Source organism: Pseudomonas sp. AF03-9, assembly GCF_020515815.1.
Classification (GTDB): Bacteria; Pseudomonadota; Gammaproteobacteria; order Pseudomonadales; family Pseudomonadaceae; genus Aquipseudomonas.
The window spans coordinates 100,929-120,491 of sequence record NZ_JAHPJF010000013.1 but is presented as its reverse complement, the minus strand read 5'-3'; the positions used below and the strand labels follow the sequence as shown (position 1 = coordinate 120,491).

Sequence of the window (19,563 nt, the reverse complement as noted above, 5' to 3'; positions counted from 1 at the left end):
GTTCAAAGTTCTTCGTTGGCCCGTTGTCAGCGGGCGTGGCTAATGGAATCTTGTTATTCATGTGCATCTACACAGCCATCAAGGCGTCAGCACATGAGAAAGCGAAGGGCACGGACCCTTCGCTTTTTAAGCGTTACGCGCCGACTACGATCGGCTTCGCCAGAGGCGGGACGGCGGCGCTGGTAGGCGCGATACCGGCTTCGAACTCCGAGCGGAAGTATTTGATTGCGCTGCCCAATGGCTCTACGGCGCCCGGTGCGTGAGCACAGAAGGTCTTGCCCGGGCCGAGGAAACCGACCAGACCCAGCAGGGTCTCGATGTCACCCTCGCGGCCTTCGCCTTTTTCCAGGGCCATCAGCAGCTTGACGCTCCACGGCAGGCCATCGCGGCATGGGGTGCAGAAGCCGCAGGATTCACGGGCAAAGAACTGCTCCATGTTGCGCAGCAGCGAGACCATGTTCACGGTGTTGTCCACCGCCATCGCCAGGCCCGTACCCATCCGGGTGCCGACCTTGCCGATGCCGCCGGCATACATCTGGGCGTCGAGGTGCTCGGGCAGCAGGAAACCGGTGCCGGCGCCGCCTGGTTGCCAGGCTTTCAAGGTGTAGCCGTCGCGCATGCCGCCGGCGTAGTCCTCGAACAGCTCGCGTGCGGTCACGCCGAACGGCAGTTCCCACAGGCCAGGGTTCTTGACCTTGCCGGAGAAGCCCATGAGCTTGGTGCCCATGTCTTCGCTGCCTTCGCGGGCCAACGATTTGTACCAGTCCACGCCGTCGGCGATGATCGCCGGCACGTTGCACAGGGTTTCTACGTTGTTCACACAGGTCGGCTTGCCCCACACGCCTACGGCGGCAGGGAAGGGCGGCTTGGAGCGCGGGTTGGCGCGGCGGCCTTCGAGGGAGTTGATCAGTGCGGTCTCTTCACCGCAGATGTAACGCCCGGCGCCGGTGTGCACGAACAGTTCGAAGTCAAAGCCCGAACCGAGGATATTCTTGCCCAGCAGGCCCGCGGCCTTGGCTTCTTCCACGGCACGGTTGAGGTGCTTGGCGGCGGTGGTGTACTCGCCACGCAGGAAGATATAGCCGCGGTAGGTTTTCAGTGCGCGGGCACTGATCAGCATGCCTTCGATCAGCAGATGGGGCAGTTGCTCCATCAGCATGCGGTCTTTCCAGGTGTTCGGCTCCATTTCATCCGCGTTGCACAGCAGGTAGCGGATGTTGATGGATTCGTCCTTGGGCATCAGGCCCCACTTAACCCCCGTGGGGAAGCCTGCACCGCCGCGACCTTTGAGGCCGGCGTCCTTCACGGTCTGGACAATGTCGTCCTGGGCCATGTCGGCGAAGGCTTTGCGCGCCGCCGCGTAACCGTTCTTGGCCTGGTACTCGTCGAGCCATACCGGCTCGGCATCGTCACGCAGGCGCCAGGTCAGCGGGTGGGTTTCAGGCGAACGCTTGATCAGGTTGGCCGGGCCGAAAGATGTCAGGGTCATGGGTAGCCCTCGAGCAATTGGGTCACGCCAGCTGCCTGTACGTCACCGAATGTGTCGTCGTCGATCATCAACGCCGGCGCCTTGTCGCAGTTGCCCAGGCAGCACACCGGCAGCAGGGTGAAGCGCCCGTCTGCAGTGGTCTGGCCGAGGCCGATGCCGAGTTTGGTCTGGATCGCGTCGACCACCGATTCGTGGCCGCCGATGTAGCAGACCATGCTGTCGCACACGCGAATGATGTGGCGGCCCACTGGCTGGCGGAAGATCTGGCTGTAGAACGTAGCCACGCCTTCAACGTCGCTGGCAGGGATGCCGAGGATCTCGCCGATGGCGTAGAGGGCGCCGTCCGGCACCCAGCCACGTTCCTTCTGGACGATCTTCAAGGCTTCGATCGACGCCGCGCGCGGGTCTTCGTAGTGATGCAGCTCGTGCTCGATGGCCGAGCGCTCGGTTTCACTCAGGGTGAAACGGTCTGTCTGGATAAGCGTGCTGTTCATGCTTAGCGGTCCACGTCGGCCATAACGAAATCGATACTACCCAGGTACGCAATCAAGTCCGCGACCATCTCGCCTTTGATCACCGAAGGGATCTGCTGCAAGTGGGCAAAGCTTGGGGTACGGATCCGGGTGCGGTAGCTCATGGTGCCGCCATCGCTCGTCAGGTAATAACTGTTGATACCCTTGGTCGCTTCGATCATCTGGAAGGATTCATTGGCCGGCATGACCGGACCCCACGAAACCTGCAGGAAGTGCGTGATCAGGGTTTCGATGTGCTGCAGCGTGCGCTCTTTCGGCGGCGGCGTGGTCAGCGGGTGATCCGCCTTGTACGGACCTGCCGGCATGTTGCGCATGCACTGCTCGATGATCTTCAGGCTCTGGCGCATTTCTTCGACGCGCACGATGCAACGGTCGTAGGCGTCGCCATTGGCTGCCAGCGGTACTTCGAACTCGAAGTTCTCGTAGCCGGAGTACGGGCGGGCTTTACGCACGTCGAAATCACAGCCGGTGGAACGCAGGCCAGCACCAGTGACACCCCACTCCAGGGCCTCCTTGGTGTTGTACTGGGCGACGCCGATGGTACGGCCCTTGAGAATACTGTTGTCCAGCGCGGCCTTTTGGTACTCGTCCAGACGCTTTGGCATCCAGTCGATGAACTCTTTAACCAGGCGTTCCCAGCCGTTCGGCAGGTCGTGGGCCACGCCACCGATGCGATACCAGGCCGGGTGCAGGCGGAAACCGGTGATGGCTTCGATGACCTTGTAGGCGCGCTGACGGTCGGTGAAGGTGAAGAACACCGGGGTCATGGCGCCGACGTCCTGGATGTAGGTACCCAGGAACAGCAGGTGGCTGGTGATCCGGAAGAACTCGGCCATCATGATGCGGATGGTGTCGACGCGGTCTGGCACCTTGATGCCGGCCAGTTTCTCGACCGAGAGCACATACGGCAGGTTGTTCATCACGCCGCCGAGGTAGTCGATACGGTCGGTGTACGGGATGAAGCTGTGCCACGACTGACGTTCGGCCATCTTCTCGGCACCACGGTGGTGGTAGCCGATGTCTGGTACGCAGTCGACGATTTCTTCGCCGTCCAGTTGCAGGATGATACGGAAGGCACCGTGGGCCGAAGGGTGGTTCGGGCCCAGGTTGAGGAACATATAGTCCTCGTTGGTGCCGGAGCGTTTCATGCCCCAGTCTTCCGGACGGAAGCGCGCGGCCTCTTCTTCAAGCTGTTGCTTGGCGAGGTTGAGACTGAACGGATCGAATTCGGTGGCGCGGGCAGGGAAGTCCTTGCGCAGCGGGTGACCTTCCCACGTTGGCGGCATCATGATGCGCGTCAGGTGCGGGTGGCCGGGGAAGTCGATACCGAACATGTCCCAGACTTCACGCTCGTACCAGCTGGCATTCGGCCAGATACCGGTTACGGTCGGGACGCTCAGGTCGCTTTCGGACAGCGCGACCTTGATCATCACGTCGCTGTTACGCTCCAGCGACATCAAGTGGTAGAACACGGTGAAATCGGCGCCGCTCGGCAGCCCTTGACGCTTGGTGCGCAGACGTTCGTCCACGCCATGCAGGTCATAGAGCATGACGTACGGCTTGGGCAGGTTACGCAGGAAGGTCAGGACTTCGACGAGCTTGGCGCGCGCCACCCACAGCACCGGCATGCCGGTACGTGTGGCCTGGGCGGTGAAGGCGTCAGGGCCGAAACGGTTGTTGAGTTCGACGACCACATCCTGGTCGTCTGCCTTATAAGGCGGGATGTACAGAGCGCTGCCTGTAGTCATGGTTTTTTTATCGCTTTCGGTCAACGTAAAGAATGAAGCCAGGGTATCGTTCTATAAAAGAAGCGGTGCTGGATCAGACTTCGTCAGGGCTGCGCAGGTTGGTGACTGCGATTCGCTGTTCGCGGCGCTGTTCCTTTTGCGAAGGCATCTCGGCGCGATACACGCCTTGATCTCCGACAACCCAGGACAGTGGGCGACGTTCCTTGCCTATCGATTCCTGCAACAGCATCAAGCCTTGCAAGAACGCTTCAGGGCGAGGCGGGCAGCCAGGCACGTAGACATCCACGGGCAGGAACTTGTCCACCCCTTGGACTACGGAGTAGATGTCGTACATGCCACCGGAGTTGGCGCACGAACCCATGGAGATCACCCACTTGGGTTCAAGCATTTGCTCGTAGAGGCGCTGGATGATCGGCGCCATCTTGATGAAGCAGGTGCCGGCGATAACCATGAAATCCGCCTGGCGCGGTGATGCCCGGATAACCTCGGCGCCGAAGCGCGCGATGTCATGGGGAGCCGTGAAGGCGGTGGTCATCTCTACGTAGCAGCACGAAAGACCGAAGTTGTACGGCCACAGGGAGTTCTTACGCCCCCAGTTGACCGCGCCACTCAGCACGTCTTCCAGCTTGCCCATGTAGATGTTTTTGTGGACTTGATCTTCTAACGGATCGGAGACGGTTTCCCGTTCGCCGATGGGGTACTGATCGTTAGGAGCATCCGGGTCGATCCTGGTGAGATTGTATTGCATCGCCAAAGCCTCATTGTTTCAGCTTCGCTTGCCGCTTACGACGAGCTTCCGGAGCCCAATCAAGGGCGCCCACTCGGAATAGGTAGACAAGGCCTGCCAACAGAATTGCTATGAAAACGAGAGCTTCGACGAATCCGGTCCAGCCGCTTTCGCGGACGGACACAGACCAGGCAAAGAGAAAGAGGGCTTCGATATCGAAGATCACGAACAGCATCGCGACCAGATAGAATTTGGCTGAGAGCCGCAAGCGGGCGCCACCTGTAGGCAGCATGCCGGACTCGAACGGTTCATTCTTGCTGCGGCCCCAGGCTTTTGACCCGAGGAGGCTGGAGACGCCGAGCATGAAGGCGCAGAGGCCGACAACACCGAGGAGGAAAATGGCAAAGCCCCAGTTGTGGGCCATGAGTCCTGTCGCTTCGGTCATGCTGGAAATCCTTAACAGAGAGCAAAGGTCTCTGAGCTCGAAAAAGTAACGATGCAGTGACGATATGTCGCACTGCAATCAATCGCGGTGATTTTATGGCTAAACACCGGGCAAGTAAAATTCCTATGGCGAAATTATTCGATGGAATAAGGACATAGTGCACCTCGATGGGGCTGTAGCCCTTGTGTAGCGGGCATTAGCGGGCATTTTATCAAATATGTTTTGTTTAGCCTGTAACGAAGTTTTTATGCGCCAAATGATAATGAATATTGTTTGCGTGGGGTTTAAGCGAATGTTTCTCGTGCGGCGCGGAAAGTTAGCGTTACTTGCTTGATTGTCGCTTAGTTGTCGGCGGGGATCTTTTAACCGTTTTTTCGCGCGCAAATACCGCTCTGGATCAATGTTTTGCCGAAAATCTCCGGGCTGAATGCATTTCCCTTGTGGGGGCGGGCTTGCCCGCGATGGCAGTGTGTCAGCAAATGAATGCGGTGGCTGGTGTACTGCCCTCGCAGGCAAGCCAGCTCCCACATTTTGATCTGTGTTGTGTCAGTCGGATTTTCAGCTGTGCAAAAAAACGCCCCGAACAGGTCGGGGCGTGATCTTTGTGCGGCACTGCGGTTAGGTCTTCCTTGGGGCTGCAGTGGCCGTGTAGGCGGTGCTTAGTGGAACTGCTCTTCTTCGGTCGAGCCGGTCAGTGCGGTCACGGACGAGGTGCCGCCCTGGATCACGGTGGTCATGTCGTCGAAGTAGCCGGTGCCCACTTCCTGCTGGTGCGCCACGAAAGTGTAACCCTTGGCGGCGTCAGCGAATTCCTGCTCCTGCAGCTTCACGTAGGCAGTCATGTCGTTGCGGGCGTAGTCATGCGCCAGGTTGAACATGCTGTGCCACATGTTGTGGATGCCGGCCAGGGTGATGAACTGGTGCTTGTAGCCCATGGCGGACAGTTCGCGCTGGAACTTGGCGATGGTCGCGTCGTCCAGGTTCTTCTTCCAGTTGAAAGAAGGCGAGCAGTTGTAGGACAGCAGTTGGTCCGGGTATTCCTTCTTGATCGCTTCGGCGAAGCGACGGGCTTCGTCCAGGTCCGGCTTGGCGGTTTCGCACCAGATCAGGTCGGCATACGGGGCGTAGGCCAGGCCACGGGCAATGGCTTGGTCCAGGCCGGCGCGGACTTTGTAGAAGCCTTCCTGGGTACGTTCGCCAGTGACGAACGGCTTGTCGTACGGGTCGCAATCCGAGGTCAGCAAGTCAGCCGCGTTGGCGTCGGTACGCGCCAGGATGATGGTTGGCGTGCCGGCAACGTCAGCCGCCAGACGGGCAGCAGTCAGTTTCTGTACGGCTTCCTGGGTTGGGACCAGTACCTTGCCGCCCATGTGGCCGCATTTCTTCACCGAAGCCAGTTGGTCTTCGAAGTGCACGCCGGCAGCGCCAGCCTCGATCATGCTCTTCATCAGCTCGTAGGCGTTCAGTACGCCGCCGAAGCCGGCTTCTGCGTCAGCCACGATAGGTGCGAAGTAGTCGATGTAGCCTGCGTCGCCCGGGTTCTTGCCGGCTTTCCACTGGATCTGGTCGGCACGACGGAACGAGTTGTTGATGCGCTTGACCACGGTTGGAACCGAGTCCACCGGGTACAGCGATTGGTCGGGGTACATGGATTCAGCGGAGTTGTTGTCCGCTGCCACTTGCCAGCCGGACAGGTAAATCGCCTGGATACCGGCTTTTACCTGTTGGACTGCCTGGCCGCCAGTAAGGGCGCCCATGCAGTTGACGAAATCTTTGTCGGGACGGAAGGAAGGCTTGGCCCCTTGGGTGACCAGGTTCCACAGCTTCTCGGCGCCGAGTTTTGCAAAGGTGTGCTCAGGTTGAACCGAGCCACGCAGGCGGACGACGTCAGCAGCGGAATAAGCGCGGGTCACGCCTTTCCAGCGTGGGTTTTCAGCCCAGTCTTTTTCGAGGGCTGCAATTTGCTGTTCGCGTGTCAGTGCCATGGGAGTAAACCTCGTCGCGTCTTGTTTAGAAGATCCGTTTTCCAGCCGTGCATTCAATGCATGGGCAGGGCTGCTCGCTGACCAGAAGCCTAGGCGGTCATGTCGGGTCTGGCGGGGGAATGCGACGGGATGAACGATAGACTCAAGGAGGAGTTGAGCAGGTAGAGGCGAACTGCGGGCGGTCTTCGGGCGTCGTGGGCCTTTGTACGATCCATCAGTGTATTGCCGGGTTACCTGGTTGGCTTCCGTCCCTCGGGACAACTTCGTTCCAGTCGCAACCTCGTCAAACACACCTTGTGGGCGGTACAGACACGAATCGGCTCGGGTGGGTAGCTTGGAGCGCGATCCGAAGGCCCTTGCCAGGGCCCCTGATTAGCGGGAGCGAGGCCATCATGCCCATGCTTTTTTGGATCGTCAAATGTTTTGTAGTGCTATTTTTCAAGCACTACATCTTTAGTCTAAGACGACTCATCAGTCAGTTTTTGGTGCTTCAGTTCAGGGTGTCGACCTTGACCCGCAAAGTCAGGTCATCGCGGCCCTGAGTAGAGTAGGTGCGGGTTGTGGAGGATTTGTCGGCCTGGGTCTCGCGGTTGATGCCGGCCAGGGTGATCCACTCACCCAGGCGCCCGCTGACAGTTGTGTCGGTACTTTGTACGTTCACTACATCGGGACGTTCCTGGCTCATGCGGTCACGGTTGGTACTGATCGCCAGGTGCACGGTCTCGCCGGTGACGCTGGCGGTCACGTAGAAGCCCTGGGTTACGTTGCGGTATTGGGTCTGGTTTTGCGGGCGGCCGTAGGCATCCGGCTGGGTTGTGGTCAGCGGAACGCTCTGGCCGACCTGGATCAGTGCGGGTACACCTTCGCTGGCTTGGATCTGCTGCACGCCGCCTTCACGGCTGGCGGTGCCGTAGCTGATGATGCGGGTCTGGTTGTCGCCGCTCTGCTGGTTGTTCTCGTTGGTGTCGACAGTGATCAGTAGGCGCTTGGCCGGGGTGTCGAGCTGCGAGAGCAGGGCGCGCAGGTCCTGGATCTTGGCGGGGTCTGCCTTGACGATCAGTTGGTTACCGTAGGCGCTCACGGTGCCGTCCTTGCCAATGAAATTCTGCGCCACTGGCAGCAGGTCGGCGCTGGTACGGTTGCTCAGGTTGACGACTTCGGTGTCGGCCATGGCCGTGACGCTGGCGGTCAGGAGCAGGGCGGTGAGCAGGGTGCGTAGGGACATGTCCGTTATCTCTGCGAGTCATTTAGGCTGGATAGTGCCAGTTTGTCGGCTGGATGGGGTGCTTGTTGAATCGTAGACGGCAAAATGCCCTGGCAGTGCAGGGCATTTGTAGTGCGGCTGATATCGCTTTCGCGAGCAAGCCAGCTCCCACATTTTGACCGCATTCCAAGGGAAGGCCTCGGTCAAATGTGGGGGCTGGCTTGCCTGCGATGCAGGCGGCGCGGTCTGGAGTCAGCCCTCGCGCACCATATCCACATGCGGAATCCCGACTTCAAGAAACTCGTCACTGACGATCTTGAAGCCCAGCCGCTCGTAAAACGGCGCCGCATACACCTGCGCACTGAGGAACTGCTTGGTCTGGCCACGTTTCTCGGCTTCGCCGATCACCGCTTCCATCAGCTTGTCGCCGACTTTCAGCCCGCGCCAGTCCTTGAGTACCGAGACGCGGCCAATCTCGCCGCTGGGCAGCAGGCGAGCGGTGCCAATCGGAAAGTCGCCTTCAAATGCGAGGAAATGCACCGCATCAGCGTCGTCCGCGTCCCATTCCAGCTCAGGTGGAACCGATTGCTCAGCGATAAATACCGCTTCACGAATGCGCCGTATCTCAGCGATGTCCTTTTGCCAGTCCGCGACACTTACGTGAATCTTATTCATCGGCAAACCCCAGGCTCCCTTGCTTGACCAGTTCGCACAGCAGATCGCGGCCGTCTTCGTCGGCCAGCCATGGGCCGAGGTTCTCGGCGTGCAGGGCGTCGGCGGAGCACACCAGTTTCAGCAGCTCGCGCAGTTTGCCCGGCAGGTAACGGCTCTGGCCGCTAGCGAACAGCAGTACATCGTCGTCCACTTCCGACCAAGCCATGCGCGCGCTCGGGTTGCGCACCAGGATCGCACCGTCTTGCAGGGCGCTGATGAAGTCTTCTTCACCCAGTTCCTCACCGGCAACCAGTTCAGGGTAGCGCGGCTCGGTCATGAACTGGCCGAACCAGGTCAGCAGCATGCGCTCATCGCTCATGTGCTCGGCCAGCAGGCTTTTCAGGCGGTCGAGGGCGTCGCTCTGGATCTGGTGCGGATCGCTGACCGGCTGGGCGTCGGCGTCGGTGTAGCGCTCTTCGTCGGTCAGGTATTGGGCGAGGAAGTCGGTGAAGTGGGTCAGCACTTCGGCGGCACTTGGTGCGCGGAAGCCGACCGAGTAGGTCATGCAGTCATCTTCGGCGATGCCGAAGTGCGCCAGGCGCGGTGGCAGGTAGAGCATATCGCCCGGTTCCAGTACCCACTCGGCGCTTTCTTCGAATTCGGCGAGGATGCGCAGGTCGGCGTGCTGCAGCAGCGGACTTTCGGAGCTGCACATCTGGCCGATCTTCCAGTTGCGCTTGCCCTGGGCTTGCAGCAGGAACACGTCGTAGTTGTCGAAGTGCGGGCCGACGCTGCCACCCGGCGCGGCGAAGCTGATCATCACGTCGTCGATGCGCCAGCTTGGCAGGAAACGGAACTGCTCCAGCAACTCGGCGACTTCCGGTACGAACTGGTCAACCGCTTGCACCAGCAGGGTCCACTCGCGCTCGGGCAGGGCGCTGAAGGCATCTTCGGCGAACGGGCCGCGACGCAGCTCCCACGGACGCTCGCCGTGTTCGATCACCAGGCGCGACTCGACTTCTTCTTCAAGGGCCAGGCCGGCCAGTTCGTCGGCGTCGATCGGGCTTTCGAAATCAGGAATGGCCTGGCGGATCAGCAGCGGTTTTTTCTGCCAGTAGTCGCGCAGGAATTCCCGTGCCGTGATGCCGCCCAGAAGTTGAAGAGGGATGTCAGGATTCATGTGTAACCTATTGAAATAAAGCACTTTTCAGACTGGAATAAAAACGCCCGGCGCGGCCGGGCGTCTCAAAGGGTCTTGCGATGATCAGATGCGCTTGGCTTGCTCTACAGCGTTGCCGATGTAGTTGGCCGGGGTGAGCAGTTTCAGCTCGGCCTTGGCGGCGGCTGGCATGTCCAGGCCGTCGATGAAAGTTTGCAGCGCTTCAGGGCTGATGCCCTTGCCACGCGTCAACTCTTTCAGCTTCTCGTACGGGTTTTCGATGTTGTAACGGCGCATCACGGTCTGGATCGGCTCGGCCAGCACTTCCCAGCAGGCATCCAGGTCAGCGGCGATTTTCTGCTCGTTGAGTTCCAGTTTGCTGATGCCTTTGAGGCTGGCTTCGTACGCGATCACGCTGTGAGCGAAGCCCACACCGAGGTTGCGCAGTACGGTGGAGTCGGTCAGGTCGCGCTGCCAGCGGGAGATCGGCAACTTGCTGGCCAGGTGCTGGAACAGGGCGTTGGCGATGCCGAGGTTGCCTTCGGAGTTTTCGAAGTCGATCGGGTTGACCTTGTGCGGCATGGTCGACGAACCGATTTCACCGGCAATGGTGCGCTGCTTGAAGTAACCCAGGGAAATGTAGCCCCAGATGTCGCGATCGAAGTCGATCAGGATGGTGTTGAAGCGCGCGATCGCGTCGAACAGCTCGGCAATGTAGTCGTGCGGTTCGATCTGCGTGGTGTACGGGTTGAAACCCAGGCCCAGCTCATCTTCGATGAAGGCGCGGGCGTTGGCTTCCCAGTCGATCTCCGGGTAGGCCGAGAGGTGGGCGTTGTAGTTGCCCACGGCGCCGTTGATCTTGCCCAGCAACGGCACGGCTGCGACCTGAGCGATCTGACGCTCCAGGCGGTACACCACGTTGGCCAGTTCTTTACCCAGGGTCGTCGGCGAAGCCGGCTGGCCGTGGGTGCGCGACAGCATCGGCACGTCGGCGAAGCGGATCGCCAGCTCACGGATGGCATTGGCGGTCTGGCGCATCAGCGGCAGCATCACGTCATCACGGCCCTCGCGCAGCATCAGTGCGTGGGACAGGTTGTTGATGTCCTCGCTGGTGCAGGCAAAGTGGATGAACTCGCTGACCTGAGCCAGCTCTGGCAGCTTGGCCGCTTGCTCTTTGAGCAGGTATTCGATGGCTTTTACGTCGTGGTTGGTGGTGCGCTCGATCTCTTTTACACGCTCGGCGTGCTCCAGGGAGAAGTTTTCCGCCAGGGTGTTCAATACAGCGTTGGCTTCGGCGGAGAACGCCGGCACTTCGCTGATGGCAGGGTGAGCGGCCAGGCGCTGGAGCCAGCGCACTTCAACCAAGACACGAGCACGGATCAAGCCGTATTCGCTGAAAATAGGGCGCAGGGCCTGGGTTTTGCCGGCGTAGCGGCCGTCAACAGGGGAAACCGCAGTGAGCGAAGAGAGCTGCATGGGGTGTTCTCGGACAGTCGGGCAACGAAATGGGGCGCGTATCATACATGAAAAAATTCGCCGGTCCGTCGCCAACTGACCGGCGTATTACGCGTAACGGCTTGAAAAACGCTTGTTGCTGCGACTTATTCGTTGCGCATCAACGGGTAAAGCTCTTTGAGCAATTTGCGACGGCTGATGACCAACTGCCAACGATGACCGCCCAACTGGCGCCACAGCCGCGCCGAACGAATACCGGCCAGGAGCAGGGCGCGGATTTTCGAGGCGTTGTTCGGTTGTTGCAGGTTGCGCATGTCGCCGTGCACCTGGATCCGCTGGCGCAAGGTGCTCAAGGTGTCCTGGTACAGCGCACCACAGGCCGCGATCACGTTTTCGTGGGCGGGGCCGAAGTGTTCCACCTGGGACTGTATTTGCGGCAGGCGCTTGCCGATGATCTCCAGCATATCCTCGCGCTTGGCCAGTTGACGCTCCAGCCCGAGCATCGACAGGGCGTAGCGCAACGGTTCGCGCTGCAGGGTGCTGGGGTCGCGTTCCAGGGCGCCGATCAGCGCGCGATAACCTTCGCGCAGTGCCAGGTCGTCGCCACCGTAGACTTCCAGGGTGTCCTTGGGGTCGCGGATCAGCAGGCTGCCGAGCATGCAGGTCAGGCCGGCCTCGGTGACCTGGCCGGTCTTGGCGATCTTGTCCACCAATACAGCGGCGAGGAAAACCCCGCCCAGTGCCGTCAATTGCTCCTGGGTCGGGCTCATGCCTTTTGGCTCCAGGCTTCGGCGATTTCAATCACGCCGCCGCCCAGGCAGATTTCGCCGTCATAGAACACCACGGATTGGCCCGGAGTGACCGCACGCTGTGGGTCATCGAAGGTTGCGCGGTAGCCTGTAGCGGTTTTTTCCAGGGTGCATGCCTGGTCGCTCTGGCGATAGCGCACTTTGGCGGTCAGGCGGCGTGGGGTGCTCAGGTCGATCGGGTTGACCCAGTAGATTTCCGAAGCGAGCAGGGCGCCGGAGAACAGCAATGGATGTTCATTGCCCTGGCCCACGATCAGCTCGTTGTGCTCCAGGTCTTTGATCAGCACGTACCACGGCTCTTCGCCGGCGTCTTTCAGGCCGCCGATGCCCAGGCCCTGGCGCTGGCCGATGGTGTGGTACATCAGGCCGTGGTGGCGGCCGATCACTTCACCGTCGGTGGTTTTGATTTCGCCAGGTTGTGCTGGCAGGTATTGCTTGAGGAAGTCGCTGAAGCGGCGCTCGCCGATAAAGCAGATCCCGGTGGAATCCTTCTTCTTGGCGGTGGCCAGGCCGTGTTGCTCGGCGATCTTGCGCACTTCGGGCTTTTCCAGCTCACCCACCGGGAACAGGGTCTTGGCGATCTGTTCGCCGCCGACGGCGTGCAGGAAGTAGCTCTGGTCCTTGTTTGGGTCCAGGCCCTTGAGCAGTTCGGTGCGGCCGTCGACATCGCGGCGGCGCACGTAGTGGCCAGTGGCAATCAGGTCGGCGCCAAGCATCATGGCGTAGTCGAGGAACGCCTTGAACTTGATTTCGCGGTTGCACAGGATGTCCGGGTTCGGCGTGCGACCGGCCTTGTATTCGGCCAGGAAGTGCTCGAACACGTTATCCCAGTACTCGGCGGCGAAGTTGGCGGTGTGCAGCTTGATGCCGATCTTGTCGCACACGGCCTGGGCGTCCGCCAGGTCGTCCATGGCGGTGCAATATTCCGTTCCATCGTCTTCTTCCCAGTTCTTCATGAACAGGCCTTCCACCTCATAACCCTGCTCCATGAGCAGAACGGCGGAAACGGAAGAATCCACGCCGCCGGACATGCCGACGATGACGCGCTTCTTTTGTGTGTCAGAAGGGGCTGGATCACGCATAGGGTTTCAACGGGTGTCTTGAAAAAGGACGCGATTCTATCAGGCTCGGGCCTTCAAGGCTAAAGAGAAGGGCGGATCAATTCGAGACTGTGATGCTGGCCGGCCAGATAATCATCAATACAGCGGATGATCAGCTCGCTGCGCCAGTCGTCACGCACGGCCAGCAGTTCCTCACGGCTCAGCCAGCGGGCACGCAGGATGCCTTCGTCGAGTGGGTAGTCGGGGTGGTGTTTGAGTGCCTTGGCGATGAAGCAAACCCGCTGATAGGTCACGCCGTTGCTCGGCGCGGTGTACAGGTAGATGCCGACGATGCCGGTGGCTTCGACGTCCCACCCGGTTTCTTCGAGGGTTTCGCGCACAGCGGCTTCGGTGAGGGTTTCGTGCGGGTCGAGATGGCCGGCGGGTTGGTTGAGCACGGCGCGGCCGTTTTTGAGTTCTTCGACCATAAGAAAGCGGCCGTTGTCTTCGACGATGGTGGCGACGGTGATGTGGGGTTGCCAGGTCATGGAATGCCTCGATTTGAATGTGCGACGCGGTCTACCGGCAGGATCGTAGTCAATGTGGGAGTGGGCAAGTGCGATCGGCGCACCGCCGCTCCCGCATGTGGATCGGGTTTCCTCAGGGGGGGGCATAAGCAATCTGCATGACACGCCCGACATTTTATGATTTTACCCCGATGTGCCAGCGGCGCAGTTTACCTCTCCAGAACCTTCACTGGAGAAATCTCATGAATCCGATTGCCCACAAAAGCTACGAAGTGCGCCTTACATCGCCGTTGCCGATTGCCTTCATCCTGTTGTGGAGTTCCGGTTATATCGGTGGTGCGTTCGGTGTGCGCTATGGCGAGCCCTTCACCATGACGTTCTACCGATTTGCCCTGGCTGCCTTGGTTTTCCTGGGCGTGGCGCTCGCGATCAAGGCCGAGTGGCCTAGGCGGCTTACACCCTACCTTCACGCGGCTGCCGTGGGGTTGCTCTTGCAGGCTCTGCAGTTTGGCGGCCTCTACACCGGGATAAGTCAGGGCGTCCCGGCTGGGCAAGCTGCGCTGATTGTTGGGCTGATGCCGGTATTTGTGGTGATAGGCGCCTATTTCTGTTTAGGCGAGCAATTGAGTTGGCGCGACTTGCCAGGCTCGATCCTGGGCGTAGGCGGCGTGGCTATTGTGGTAGGCAGCAGTTTTTTTGGTACCGAGGCGTCAATCGGCGGTTATGGCGCGGTAGGGCTGGCGCTGCTAGGCATCACCCTTGGCACGCTTTATCAGAAGCGTTTTCTCGGCGGCGTCAACCTGTGGGTGGGCTGTTTTGTTCAGATGGTCACCGCGTCGCTGGTCATGTTGCTGCTGGCCTATGCCACCGAGACCATGCAGGTGACGCAGTGGGGGCCCTTCGCTGCCTCTGTGGCGTGGATCACTGTAATGAACTCGGTCGGCGCGCTGACCCTGCTTTACCTGATGATTCGGCGGGGGGAGGCGAGTAAGGCGACTAACTTGTTTCATGTTATTCCGGCTGTCACTCAGATCATGGCGTCGTTGATGTTGGGTGAAGTACCGAGTGTGGTGGTGATTGTAGGTTTCATTGTGTCGGGGGTGGGAGTTTATTTGATGAATCATTCGAGAGCAAAGTAAGCGTCGAATATTGAAGGCTGCTTATCAGGAGAATGCTAATGTTTAAGCACGAAATAGCTGATGAGAAATTATATAGCGATGACATTTGCCGGTCTGGAGGTGGACTGCACGTTGACGATATTGATTATCTGAATTTTGAACCTTATGAAGTGGAAGGGCGCAAAGGGATTTCAATATTTTACCTTTATGATGCGCGGGATAATGCGCAAGGGCCAGTTGCCGCATTGGTCCGTTATGCTGTCGGAGCTTTAACGCCGAGACACAGGCATCAGGGATGGGAATTAGTGTTGGTGGTCGATGGTGAGCTAGTCGATGACAGGGGGCGACATACTGCAGGTGCGCTGCAAATTTACCCGCCGGGCTCTACTCACCAACTTTCTTCTGCCACGGGTTGTACGTTTCTAGTCGTTTGGGAGCAACCCGTTCAGCCCGCTCCACCTCAGGATTCCGAGGCCGCAGCATGAAAGTTATCAACGAACAGCAAGCGGCAGAATTGATTGAAGACGGATGGACAATCGTTCCGGGAGGGTTTGGAAGTTGCGGGCATCCTGATGGACTTACTCGAGCAATCAGTGAGCGTTTCAAGCGGGAGGGACGGCCTCGTGAGCTGGGTTTGCTATTCACTTCTGCCTCTGGAGATCTTGACAAAAGGGGGGTGGACGTTTTGGCCCAGAGTGGGCTGGTGGCCAAGGCAATTGGAGGGTTCTGGGGACTCGTGCCGCGATTGGGAAATATGGCGCGTTTAGGAGAGATAGAGGCGCATAACTGGCCGCAGGGGGTTATCAGCCAGCTATTCCGTGCAATCGCGGCGAAGAAGCCTGGTGTGATCTCAAATGTTGGCCTTAACACTTTCGTTGATCCTGATTATGAGGGGGCGTGCTTGAATAGCAGGGGCGCAGGCACACTGGTTCAGAAAATTATTATTAATGGAGAGTGGACGCTATTTTATCCTGCACTTAAGGTGGATTGCGCGTTACTAAGAGGGACATCTTGTGATCCTTCGGGCAATATTTCGATTGAACGGGAAGTGTCTAATAGTGATGTGCTTGCGCAGGCCATGGCAGTCAAGAACTCCGGTGGAATAGTGATTGTGCAGGTTGAAAGTTTGGTGGGACTACACGATATTGAACCGCAGCATGTAATAGTGCCTGGGTTGTTGGTGGATTATGTGACGGTGTCGCGCCCTCATGAACATCCTCAAACGTATGGCGTGGCAAGTAATTCAGCATTTACGCGTCCGGGAGTTCTCACGCCTAGTGAGAGGCCGATTTCGTGCGCGGAGAGAATTATTGCTAAAAGAGCTTTGCAGGAAATTCGACGTGAAAATGCGAGGATTATCAATCTTGGTATTGGTATACCGGTCGTCGTTGCTCAGGTGGCTGAAGAGTTAGGTTGTGCGGAGTCGATGAACTTTACTGTTGAATCCGGCGTTATAGGTGGTCGGCCAGCAACTGGATTGTCATTTGGGGCTAGCTATCGTCCGGTTAGTATCATTGAGCAGGCAGCTTTGTTTGATTTTTACGAAGGTGGTGGGATTGATGTGGCGTGCTTGGGTTTTGCCGAAATGGATAGTTTTGGCAATGTCAATGTGTCGCAGTTTGGTCGTAAGTTGCAAGGCGCGGGTGGCTTCATAAACATCTCACAGTCGGCGCGATGCATTGTATTTTGTGGGACTTTTACAGCTGCAGGGTTGGTTGTGAGTGTAAGTGAAGGGGAGGTTCATATAGTTCGGGAAGGTCGAGTAAATAAATTTGTTCGCCAGGTCTCGCAATTGACATTTAACGGTGGCTATTCTCAATTGTTGGGCCAACGAGTTATTTTTGTTACGGAGCGTGCAGTTTTTGCACTGAAAAATGGAGTGGTCTATTTGGAGGAGATCGCTCCGGGTATAAGTATCGAGCAGGATATTATCCCATTCATAGAGGGTGGTTTTGTCGTGTCTGGAAACTGCAGGCCTATGTCGGAGCACATATTTGTATTGTAAGTATGTTGTTTGAAGCTTTTAAAAAATAAGCATGTTTCATGCAGAAAAAATAGTGGGAGGTTGTTATGTCTGGCAGCGTAATCACGATAATTGGTGGTGGAGCCTCAAGTGTCTCTTTTATCTACGCGATTTTGAATGGTTTAGGGCGATATGGCTGCCATTCGGATGTGTCGATATTTTTGGTGGACAAACAATCTCAATGTGGTCGAGGGTTTGCCTACTCGGAAGACTGCTCCACAAATATTTTAAATACACGAGCGGAATTTATTTCGCCTTTTCCTGATCAGCCTGGACATTTTTACGGATGGTTGGTGGCTAATCGTGGGGTTTGGGAAGATGACTTCCCTGACATTGAACTGTGCCCACATGCATTTTTGCCTCGGCCCCTGTTCGGGTTATATCTTGCGCACATGATTCAATCTCTAGTCAAAAAAGCTGTAGAGCTCGGTTGTCAATTGATTCCAGTCCATGACGAGGTTGTAAATATAAGCTTCTCCCATGACGGAAGGGTCGTGGTTTCAACAAAAGGGAATCTATCGTTCCCCAGTGATCATGTGGTTTTGAGTTGTGGTAATGCACGCAGTCTCGAATACCAGCACCTGGAGGGTACGCAGGGTTTCTTCTCCAGTCCTTATCCTATAAAGCGCACAAGCCGGCTGATTCAAAAGCAGGCGAGTGTTGCAATTGTCGGTTCAAGATTGAGTGCGATCGATGCAGTTATAGGGCTGACTGCTAATGGCCATGAAGGGCCCATTACATTGCATTCCCGCACGGGAGCTCTGCCTAGTGTCAGGGGGAGTCAGGGGCGCTATCAACCCACGATATTGACGCCGGAAACAGTCAGGTCTTGTATTTCTCGATCTGGCGTAGTCCGACTTGACGACGTTATTCGTTGGATGACGCAAGAATTGGCCTTGGAGGGTAAGCGGATTGGCATGGCTGATTGGACTGCAATGTGTTCCCAGAGACCGGCAGCGGAATTTCTTGAGGCTGAAATAGCGGCTGCCCAACACCCTCGGTTTTGGCAATCCGTTCTCTACTCGACAAATGCTGTACTTGATTTGATTTGGCCTGCAATGCCGGATGAGGATAAGCATATATTTCTGGGTTACTCAAGCTGGTGGATGGCCTACCGTGTTTCTATTCCGATGGAGAATGCATTGAAAATTAGATCATTACTCGAGTCTGGGCAGCTATCAATTATAAAGGGTGGGCTTGAGGCGATTGAATACAATAAGCGGTTTTGCTTAAAGGTAGTTAATCGATCGCTTAAGAGTTGCCACAATTATGACTCCGTTGTACTGGCCACGGGTACTCCTCGGGATGCGAGTAAGTTTGATAACCCTTTGGTGCAGAATATTCTCCAGCGAGGAATTGGGTGCGTCGACCCATTTGGCGGAGTGAAGGTGTCTACTGAAACGGGTGGTTTGATAAATCATCTGGGGCATGTAGATGACAGAATCACTGTTTTGGGGGAGCTGACAAGCGGTGCGTTCTTTTTTACTAGTGCTTTAGAAATCAACGCTCGACATTCGACTATGCGTGCAGAGTCTGTTTTGGCGAGGTTGGCATTAACCTCCGGTATGTACTTTAATGCCTCTAAGGCTCGCCTATCAGCTTAGGATGACAGGAAAATCTCTAATTAAACATTTTGTTGCATGTTTTCATACGTAATTTTGCCCCTTACCTATCCGAATGGTCAGTGGTGGATGAAGTGTTGATTTGCCACAATCAGAATATTAATTTCGATAGGTGGCGTGTTATGAGAGTCAATCTTGATGTTCAGTCGTTGCGGAGCTTTATCAAAGTAGGTGAGACCAAAAGTTTTACGCGAGCGGCTGAAGCTCTAAGTTTGACTCAGCCTGCTATCAGTCAGCAGATTAAAAGGTTAGAGGATTTATTGGGTGTGGTGCTGTTTGCAAGGGAAAATCGACAGGTATTGCTGACATTGGAGGGAGAAAAGCTTTTGGGTTATGCCAAAGATATAGTCATTTGTAACGATAAAGTTGGCAGGCTGTTTGAGAGAGTTGAAAGAAGAGAAACGATCATAGTGGGTATGCCAGAGCATTTTTGTGAGAGGGTGCTCCCAAAGATTATTTCCAGCATGGCTACTCACTTTCCAACCATACAGATGGTGGTGAAGGTCGCTAGGTCTGGTTTGCTATTGGACGCGGTAAGTGAGGGTAGGATCGACCTATGTCTTGTGATAGATGAACTGGAAAAGATGCACGAGCGTCCTTGGCACACATTATCGGTCAGATGGTTTGCTGGCGATAGCGCTGACGTGGTCGATAAGCCACACGATGTCCCGCTCGCTTTGTTCAAGCCACCCTGTGGGTTTCGCAGTCTAGCGATCCGGAGTCTAGAGGAGTGCGGTATAAAATGGCATTGCGTTTACGAGTCGGAAGACTTGATGTCGCTGCGGTCTGCAGTGCAAGCAGGAGTTGGCATTACATTACTGCCTTTTGTCGCGCAGGTTTCGGGTTTAAGGAGTCTTGAAGGCATTTCCAGTTTGCCGGTACTGCCTCAATTTGCTGTGGTGTCTAAAGAGCGGGACGGTTGGAATCCTGTTTACAGGTGTGAGGTGCTTGAGTTGATTCGCTCCGTTTGGACTTCAGAGTACGTCAATGCTTCCCTGTGAATAAACTTGAATTCGCTGAAAACA

General features: G+C 57.1%; 18 protein-coding genes. 5 read left to right on the top strand and 13 right to left on the bottom strand.

Going from position 1 to position 19,563, the window contains the following annotated elements:
• Positions 1 to 133: 133 nt before the first annotated feature.
• The 13 genes from nuoF to LIY36_RS17025 all read right to left on the bottom strand — a co-directional run bounded on the left by nuoF (position 134) and on the right by LIY36_RS17025 (position 13,796).
• A complete protein-coding gene (gene nuoF / locus LIY36_RS17085; RefSeq protein WP_135307454.1) occupies positions 134 to 1,489 on the bottom strand; it encodes an NADH-quinone oxidoreductase subunit NuoF in 1,356 nt (451 codons plus the stop codon).
• Positions 1,486 to 1,983, bottom strand: coding sequence for an NADH-quinone oxidoreductase subunit NuoE (gene nuoE / locus LIY36_RS17080; RefSeq protein WP_192296565.1), 498 nt, complete (start codon positions 1,981 to 1,983; stop codon positions 1,486 to 1,488). The genes nuoF and nuoE overlap by 4 nt, the downstream gene beginning before the upstream one ends.
• A gap of 2 nt (positions 1,984 to 1,985) precedes the next feature.
• The gene (nuoC, locus tag LIY36_RS17075; RefSeq protein ID WP_192296564.1) at positions 1,986 to 3,770 is read right to left on the bottom strand and encodes an NADH-quinone oxidoreductase subunit C/D; all 1,785 of its coding nucleotides are present in this window, start codon (positions 3,768 to 3,770) and stop codon (positions 1,986 to 1,988) included.
• 73 nt (positions 3,771 to 3,843) lie between these two features.
• Positions 3,844 to 4,518, bottom strand: a complete 675-nt coding sequence (locus LIY36_RS17070; protein WP_012724951.1) for a NuoB/complex I 20 kDa subunit family protein — start codon at positions 4,516 to 4,518, stop codon at positions 3,844 to 3,846.
• 10 nt (positions 4,519 to 4,528) lie between these two features.
• Positions 4,529 to 4,942 carry an NADH-quinone oxidoreductase subunit A gene (locus LIY36_RS17065; protein WP_003219575.1) on the bottom strand — a complete coding sequence of 138 codons (414 nt, stop codon included), beginning with the start codon at positions 4,940 to 4,942 and terminating at the stop codon, positions 4,529 to 4,531.
• A 659-nt stretch (positions 4,943 to 5,601) separates the two neighbouring features.
• Positions 5,602 to 6,927, bottom strand: a complete 1,326-nt coding sequence (gene aceA / locus LIY36_RS17060) for an isocitrate lyase (RefSeq protein ID WP_192296563.1) — start codon at positions 6,925 to 6,927, stop codon at positions 5,602 to 5,604.
• 490 nt (positions 6,928 to 7,417) lie between these two features.
• On the bottom strand, positions 7,418 to 8,152 hold the full coding sequence (locus LIY36_RS17055) for a secretin N-terminal domain-containing protein (protein WP_226456383.1): 735 nt from the start codon (positions 8,150 to 8,152) through the stop codon (positions 7,418 to 7,420).
• Positions 8,153 to 8,383: 231 nt separating this feature from the next.
• Entirely contained in the window at positions 8,384 to 8,806 is a 423-nt protein-coding gene (locus tag LIY36_RS17050; protein WP_192296561.1) for a GNAT family N-acetyltransferase, read from the bottom strand.
• Positions 8,799 to 9,965: a ribosomal protein uL16 3-hydroxylase gene (locus LIY36_RS17045; RefSeq protein ID WP_226456382.1), complete on the bottom strand. Its 1,167-nt coding sequence runs from the start codon at positions 9,963 to 9,965 to the stop codon at positions 8,799 to 8,801. The genes LIY36_RS17050 and LIY36_RS17045 overlap by 8 nt, the downstream gene beginning before the upstream one ends.
• An 84-nt stretch (positions 9,966 to 10,049) precedes the next feature.
• The gene (gene purB / locus LIY36_RS17040; RefSeq protein WP_010209589.1) at positions 10,050 to 11,420 is read right to left on the bottom strand and encodes an adenylosuccinate lyase; all 1,371 of its coding nucleotides are present in this window, start codon (positions 11,418 to 11,420) and stop codon (positions 10,050 to 10,052) included.
• A 125-nt stretch (positions 11,421 to 11,545) separates the two neighbouring features.
• On the bottom strand, positions 11,546 to 12,169 hold the full coding sequence (hflD, locus tag LIY36_RS17035; RefSeq protein WP_176999529.1) for a high frequency lysogenization protein HflD: 624 nt from the start codon (positions 12,167 to 12,169) through the stop codon (positions 11,546 to 11,548).
• Complete coding sequence (gene mnmA, locus LIY36_RS17030) at positions 12,166 to 13,290, bottom strand: tRNA 2-thiouridine(34) synthase MnmA (protein ID WP_226456381.1); 1,125 nt, start codon at positions 13,288 to 13,290, stop codon at positions 12,166 to 12,168. The genes hflD and mnmA overlap by 4 nt, the downstream gene beginning before the upstream one ends.
• Positions 13,291 to 13,349: 59 nt before the next feature.
• The gene (locus tag LIY36_RS17025) at positions 13,350 to 13,796 is read right to left on the bottom strand and encodes an NUDIX hydrolase (protein WP_226456380.1); all 447 of its coding nucleotides are present in this window, start codon (positions 13,794 to 13,796) and stop codon (positions 13,350 to 13,352) included.
• Between the two features lie 221 nt (positions 13,797 to 14,017).
• Between LIY36_RS17025 and LIY36_RS17020 the strand changes: the two genes are divergently transcribed.
• The 5 genes from LIY36_RS17020 (at position 14,018) to LIY36_RS16995 (ending at position 19,539) form a co-directional block, all read left to right on the top strand.
• Positions 14,018 to 14,914, top strand: a complete 897-nt coding sequence (locus tag LIY36_RS17020) for a DMT family transporter (protein ID WP_226456379.1) — start codon at positions 14,018 to 14,020, stop codon at positions 14,912 to 14,914.
• Between the two features lie 38 nt (positions 14,915 to 14,952).
• Positions 14,953 to 15,378, top strand: a complete 426-nt coding sequence (locus LIY36_RS17015; protein WP_226456378.1) for a cupin domain-containing protein — start codon at positions 14,953 to 14,955, stop codon at positions 15,376 to 15,378.
• Entirely contained in the window at positions 15,375 to 16,898 is a 1,524-nt protein-coding gene (locus LIY36_RS17010; RefSeq protein WP_226456377.1) for an acyl CoA:acetate/3-ketoacid CoA transferase, read from the top strand. The genes LIY36_RS17015 and LIY36_RS17010 overlap by 4 nt, the downstream gene beginning before the upstream one ends.
• Positions 16,899 to 16,963: 65 nt before the next feature.
• A complete protein-coding gene (locus tag LIY36_RS17005; RefSeq protein ID WP_226456376.1) occupies positions 16,964 to 18,520 on the top strand; it encodes an FAD/NAD(P)-binding protein in 1,557 nt (518 codons plus the stop codon).
• Positions 18,521 to 18,660: 140 nt separating this feature from the next.
• The gene (locus tag LIY36_RS16995; RefSeq protein ID WP_268945320.1) at positions 18,661 to 19,539 is read left to right on the top strand and encodes a LysR family transcriptional regulator; all 879 of its coding nucleotides are present in this window, start codon (positions 18,661 to 18,663) and stop codon (positions 19,537 to 19,539) included.
• Positions 19,540 to 19,563: the final 24 nt, after the last annotated feature.

What these genes read in the sequence shown, in the direction of transcription:
- nuoF (WP_135307454.1), bottom strand. Translation starts at nt 1,489, where the DNA reads ATGACCCTGACATCTTTCGGCCCGGCCAACCTGATCAAGCGTTCGCCT.
- nuoE (WP_192296565.1), bottom strand. Translation starts at nt 1,983, where the DNA reads ATGAACAGCACGCTTATCCAGACAGACCGTTTCACCCTGAGTGAAACC.
- nuoC (WP_192296564.1), bottom strand. Translation starts at nt 3,770, where the DNA reads ATGACTACAGGCAGCGCTCTGTACATCCCGCCTTATAAGGCAGACGAC.
- LIY36_RS17070 (WP_012724951.1), bottom strand. Translation starts at nt 4,518, where the DNA reads ATGCAATACAATCTCACCAGGATCGACCCGGATGCTCCTAACGATCAG.
- LIY36_RS17065 (WP_003219575.1), bottom strand. Translation starts at nt 4,942, where the DNA reads ATGACCGAAGCGACAGGACTCATGGCCCACAACTGGGGCTTTGCCATT.
- aceA (WP_192296563.1), bottom strand. Translation starts at nt 6,927, where the DNA reads ATGGCACTGACACGCGAACAGCAAATTGCAGCCCTCGAAAAAGACTGG.
- LIY36_RS17055 (WP_226456383.1), bottom strand. Translation starts at nt 8,152, where the DNA reads ATGTCCCTACGCACCCTGCTCACCGCCCTGCTCCTGACCGCCAGCGTC.
- LIY36_RS17050 (WP_192296561.1), bottom strand. Translation starts at nt 8,806, where the DNA reads ATGAATAAGATTCACGTAAGTGTCGCGGACTGGCAAAAGGACATCGCT.
- LIY36_RS17045 (WP_226456382.1), bottom strand. Translation starts at nt 9,965, where the DNA reads ATGAATCCTGACATCCCTCTTCAACTTCTGGGCGGCATCACGGCACGG.
- purB (WP_010209589.1), bottom strand. Translation starts at nt 11,420, where the DNA reads ATGCAGCTCTCTTCGCTCACTGCGGTTTCCCCTGTTGACGGCCGCTAC.
- hflD (WP_176999529.1), bottom strand. Translation starts at nt 12,169, where the DNA reads ATGAGCCCGACCCAGGAGCAATTGACGGCACTGGGCGGGGTTTTCCTC.
- mnmA (WP_226456381.1), bottom strand. Translation starts at nt 13,290, where the DNA reads ATGCGTGATCCAGCCCCTTCTGACACACAAAAGAAGCGCGTCATCGTC.
- LIY36_RS17025 (WP_226456380.1), bottom strand. Translation starts at nt 13,796, where the DNA reads ATGACCTGGCAACCCCACATCACCGTCGCCACCATCGTCGAAGACAAC.
- LIY36_RS17020 (WP_226456379.1), top strand. Translation starts at nt 14,018, where the DNA reads ATGAATCCGATTGCCCACAAAAGCTACGAAGTGCGCCTTACATCGCCG.
- LIY36_RS17015 (WP_226456378.1), top strand. Translation starts at nt 14,953, where the DNA reads ATGTTTAAGCACGAAATAGCTGATGAGAAATTATATAGCGATGACATT.
- LIY36_RS17010 (WP_226456377.1), top strand. Translation starts at nt 15,375, where the DNA reads ATGAAAGTTATCAACGAACAGCAAGCGGCAGAATTGATTGAAGACGGA.
- LIY36_RS17005 (WP_226456376.1), top strand. Translation starts at nt 16,964, where the DNA reads ATGTCTGGCAGCGTAATCACGATAATTGGTGGTGGAGCCTCAAGTGTC.
- LIY36_RS16995 (WP_268945320.1), top strand. Translation starts at nt 18,661, where the DNA reads ATGAGAGTCAATCTTGATGTTCAGTCGTTGCGGAGCTTTATCAAAGTA.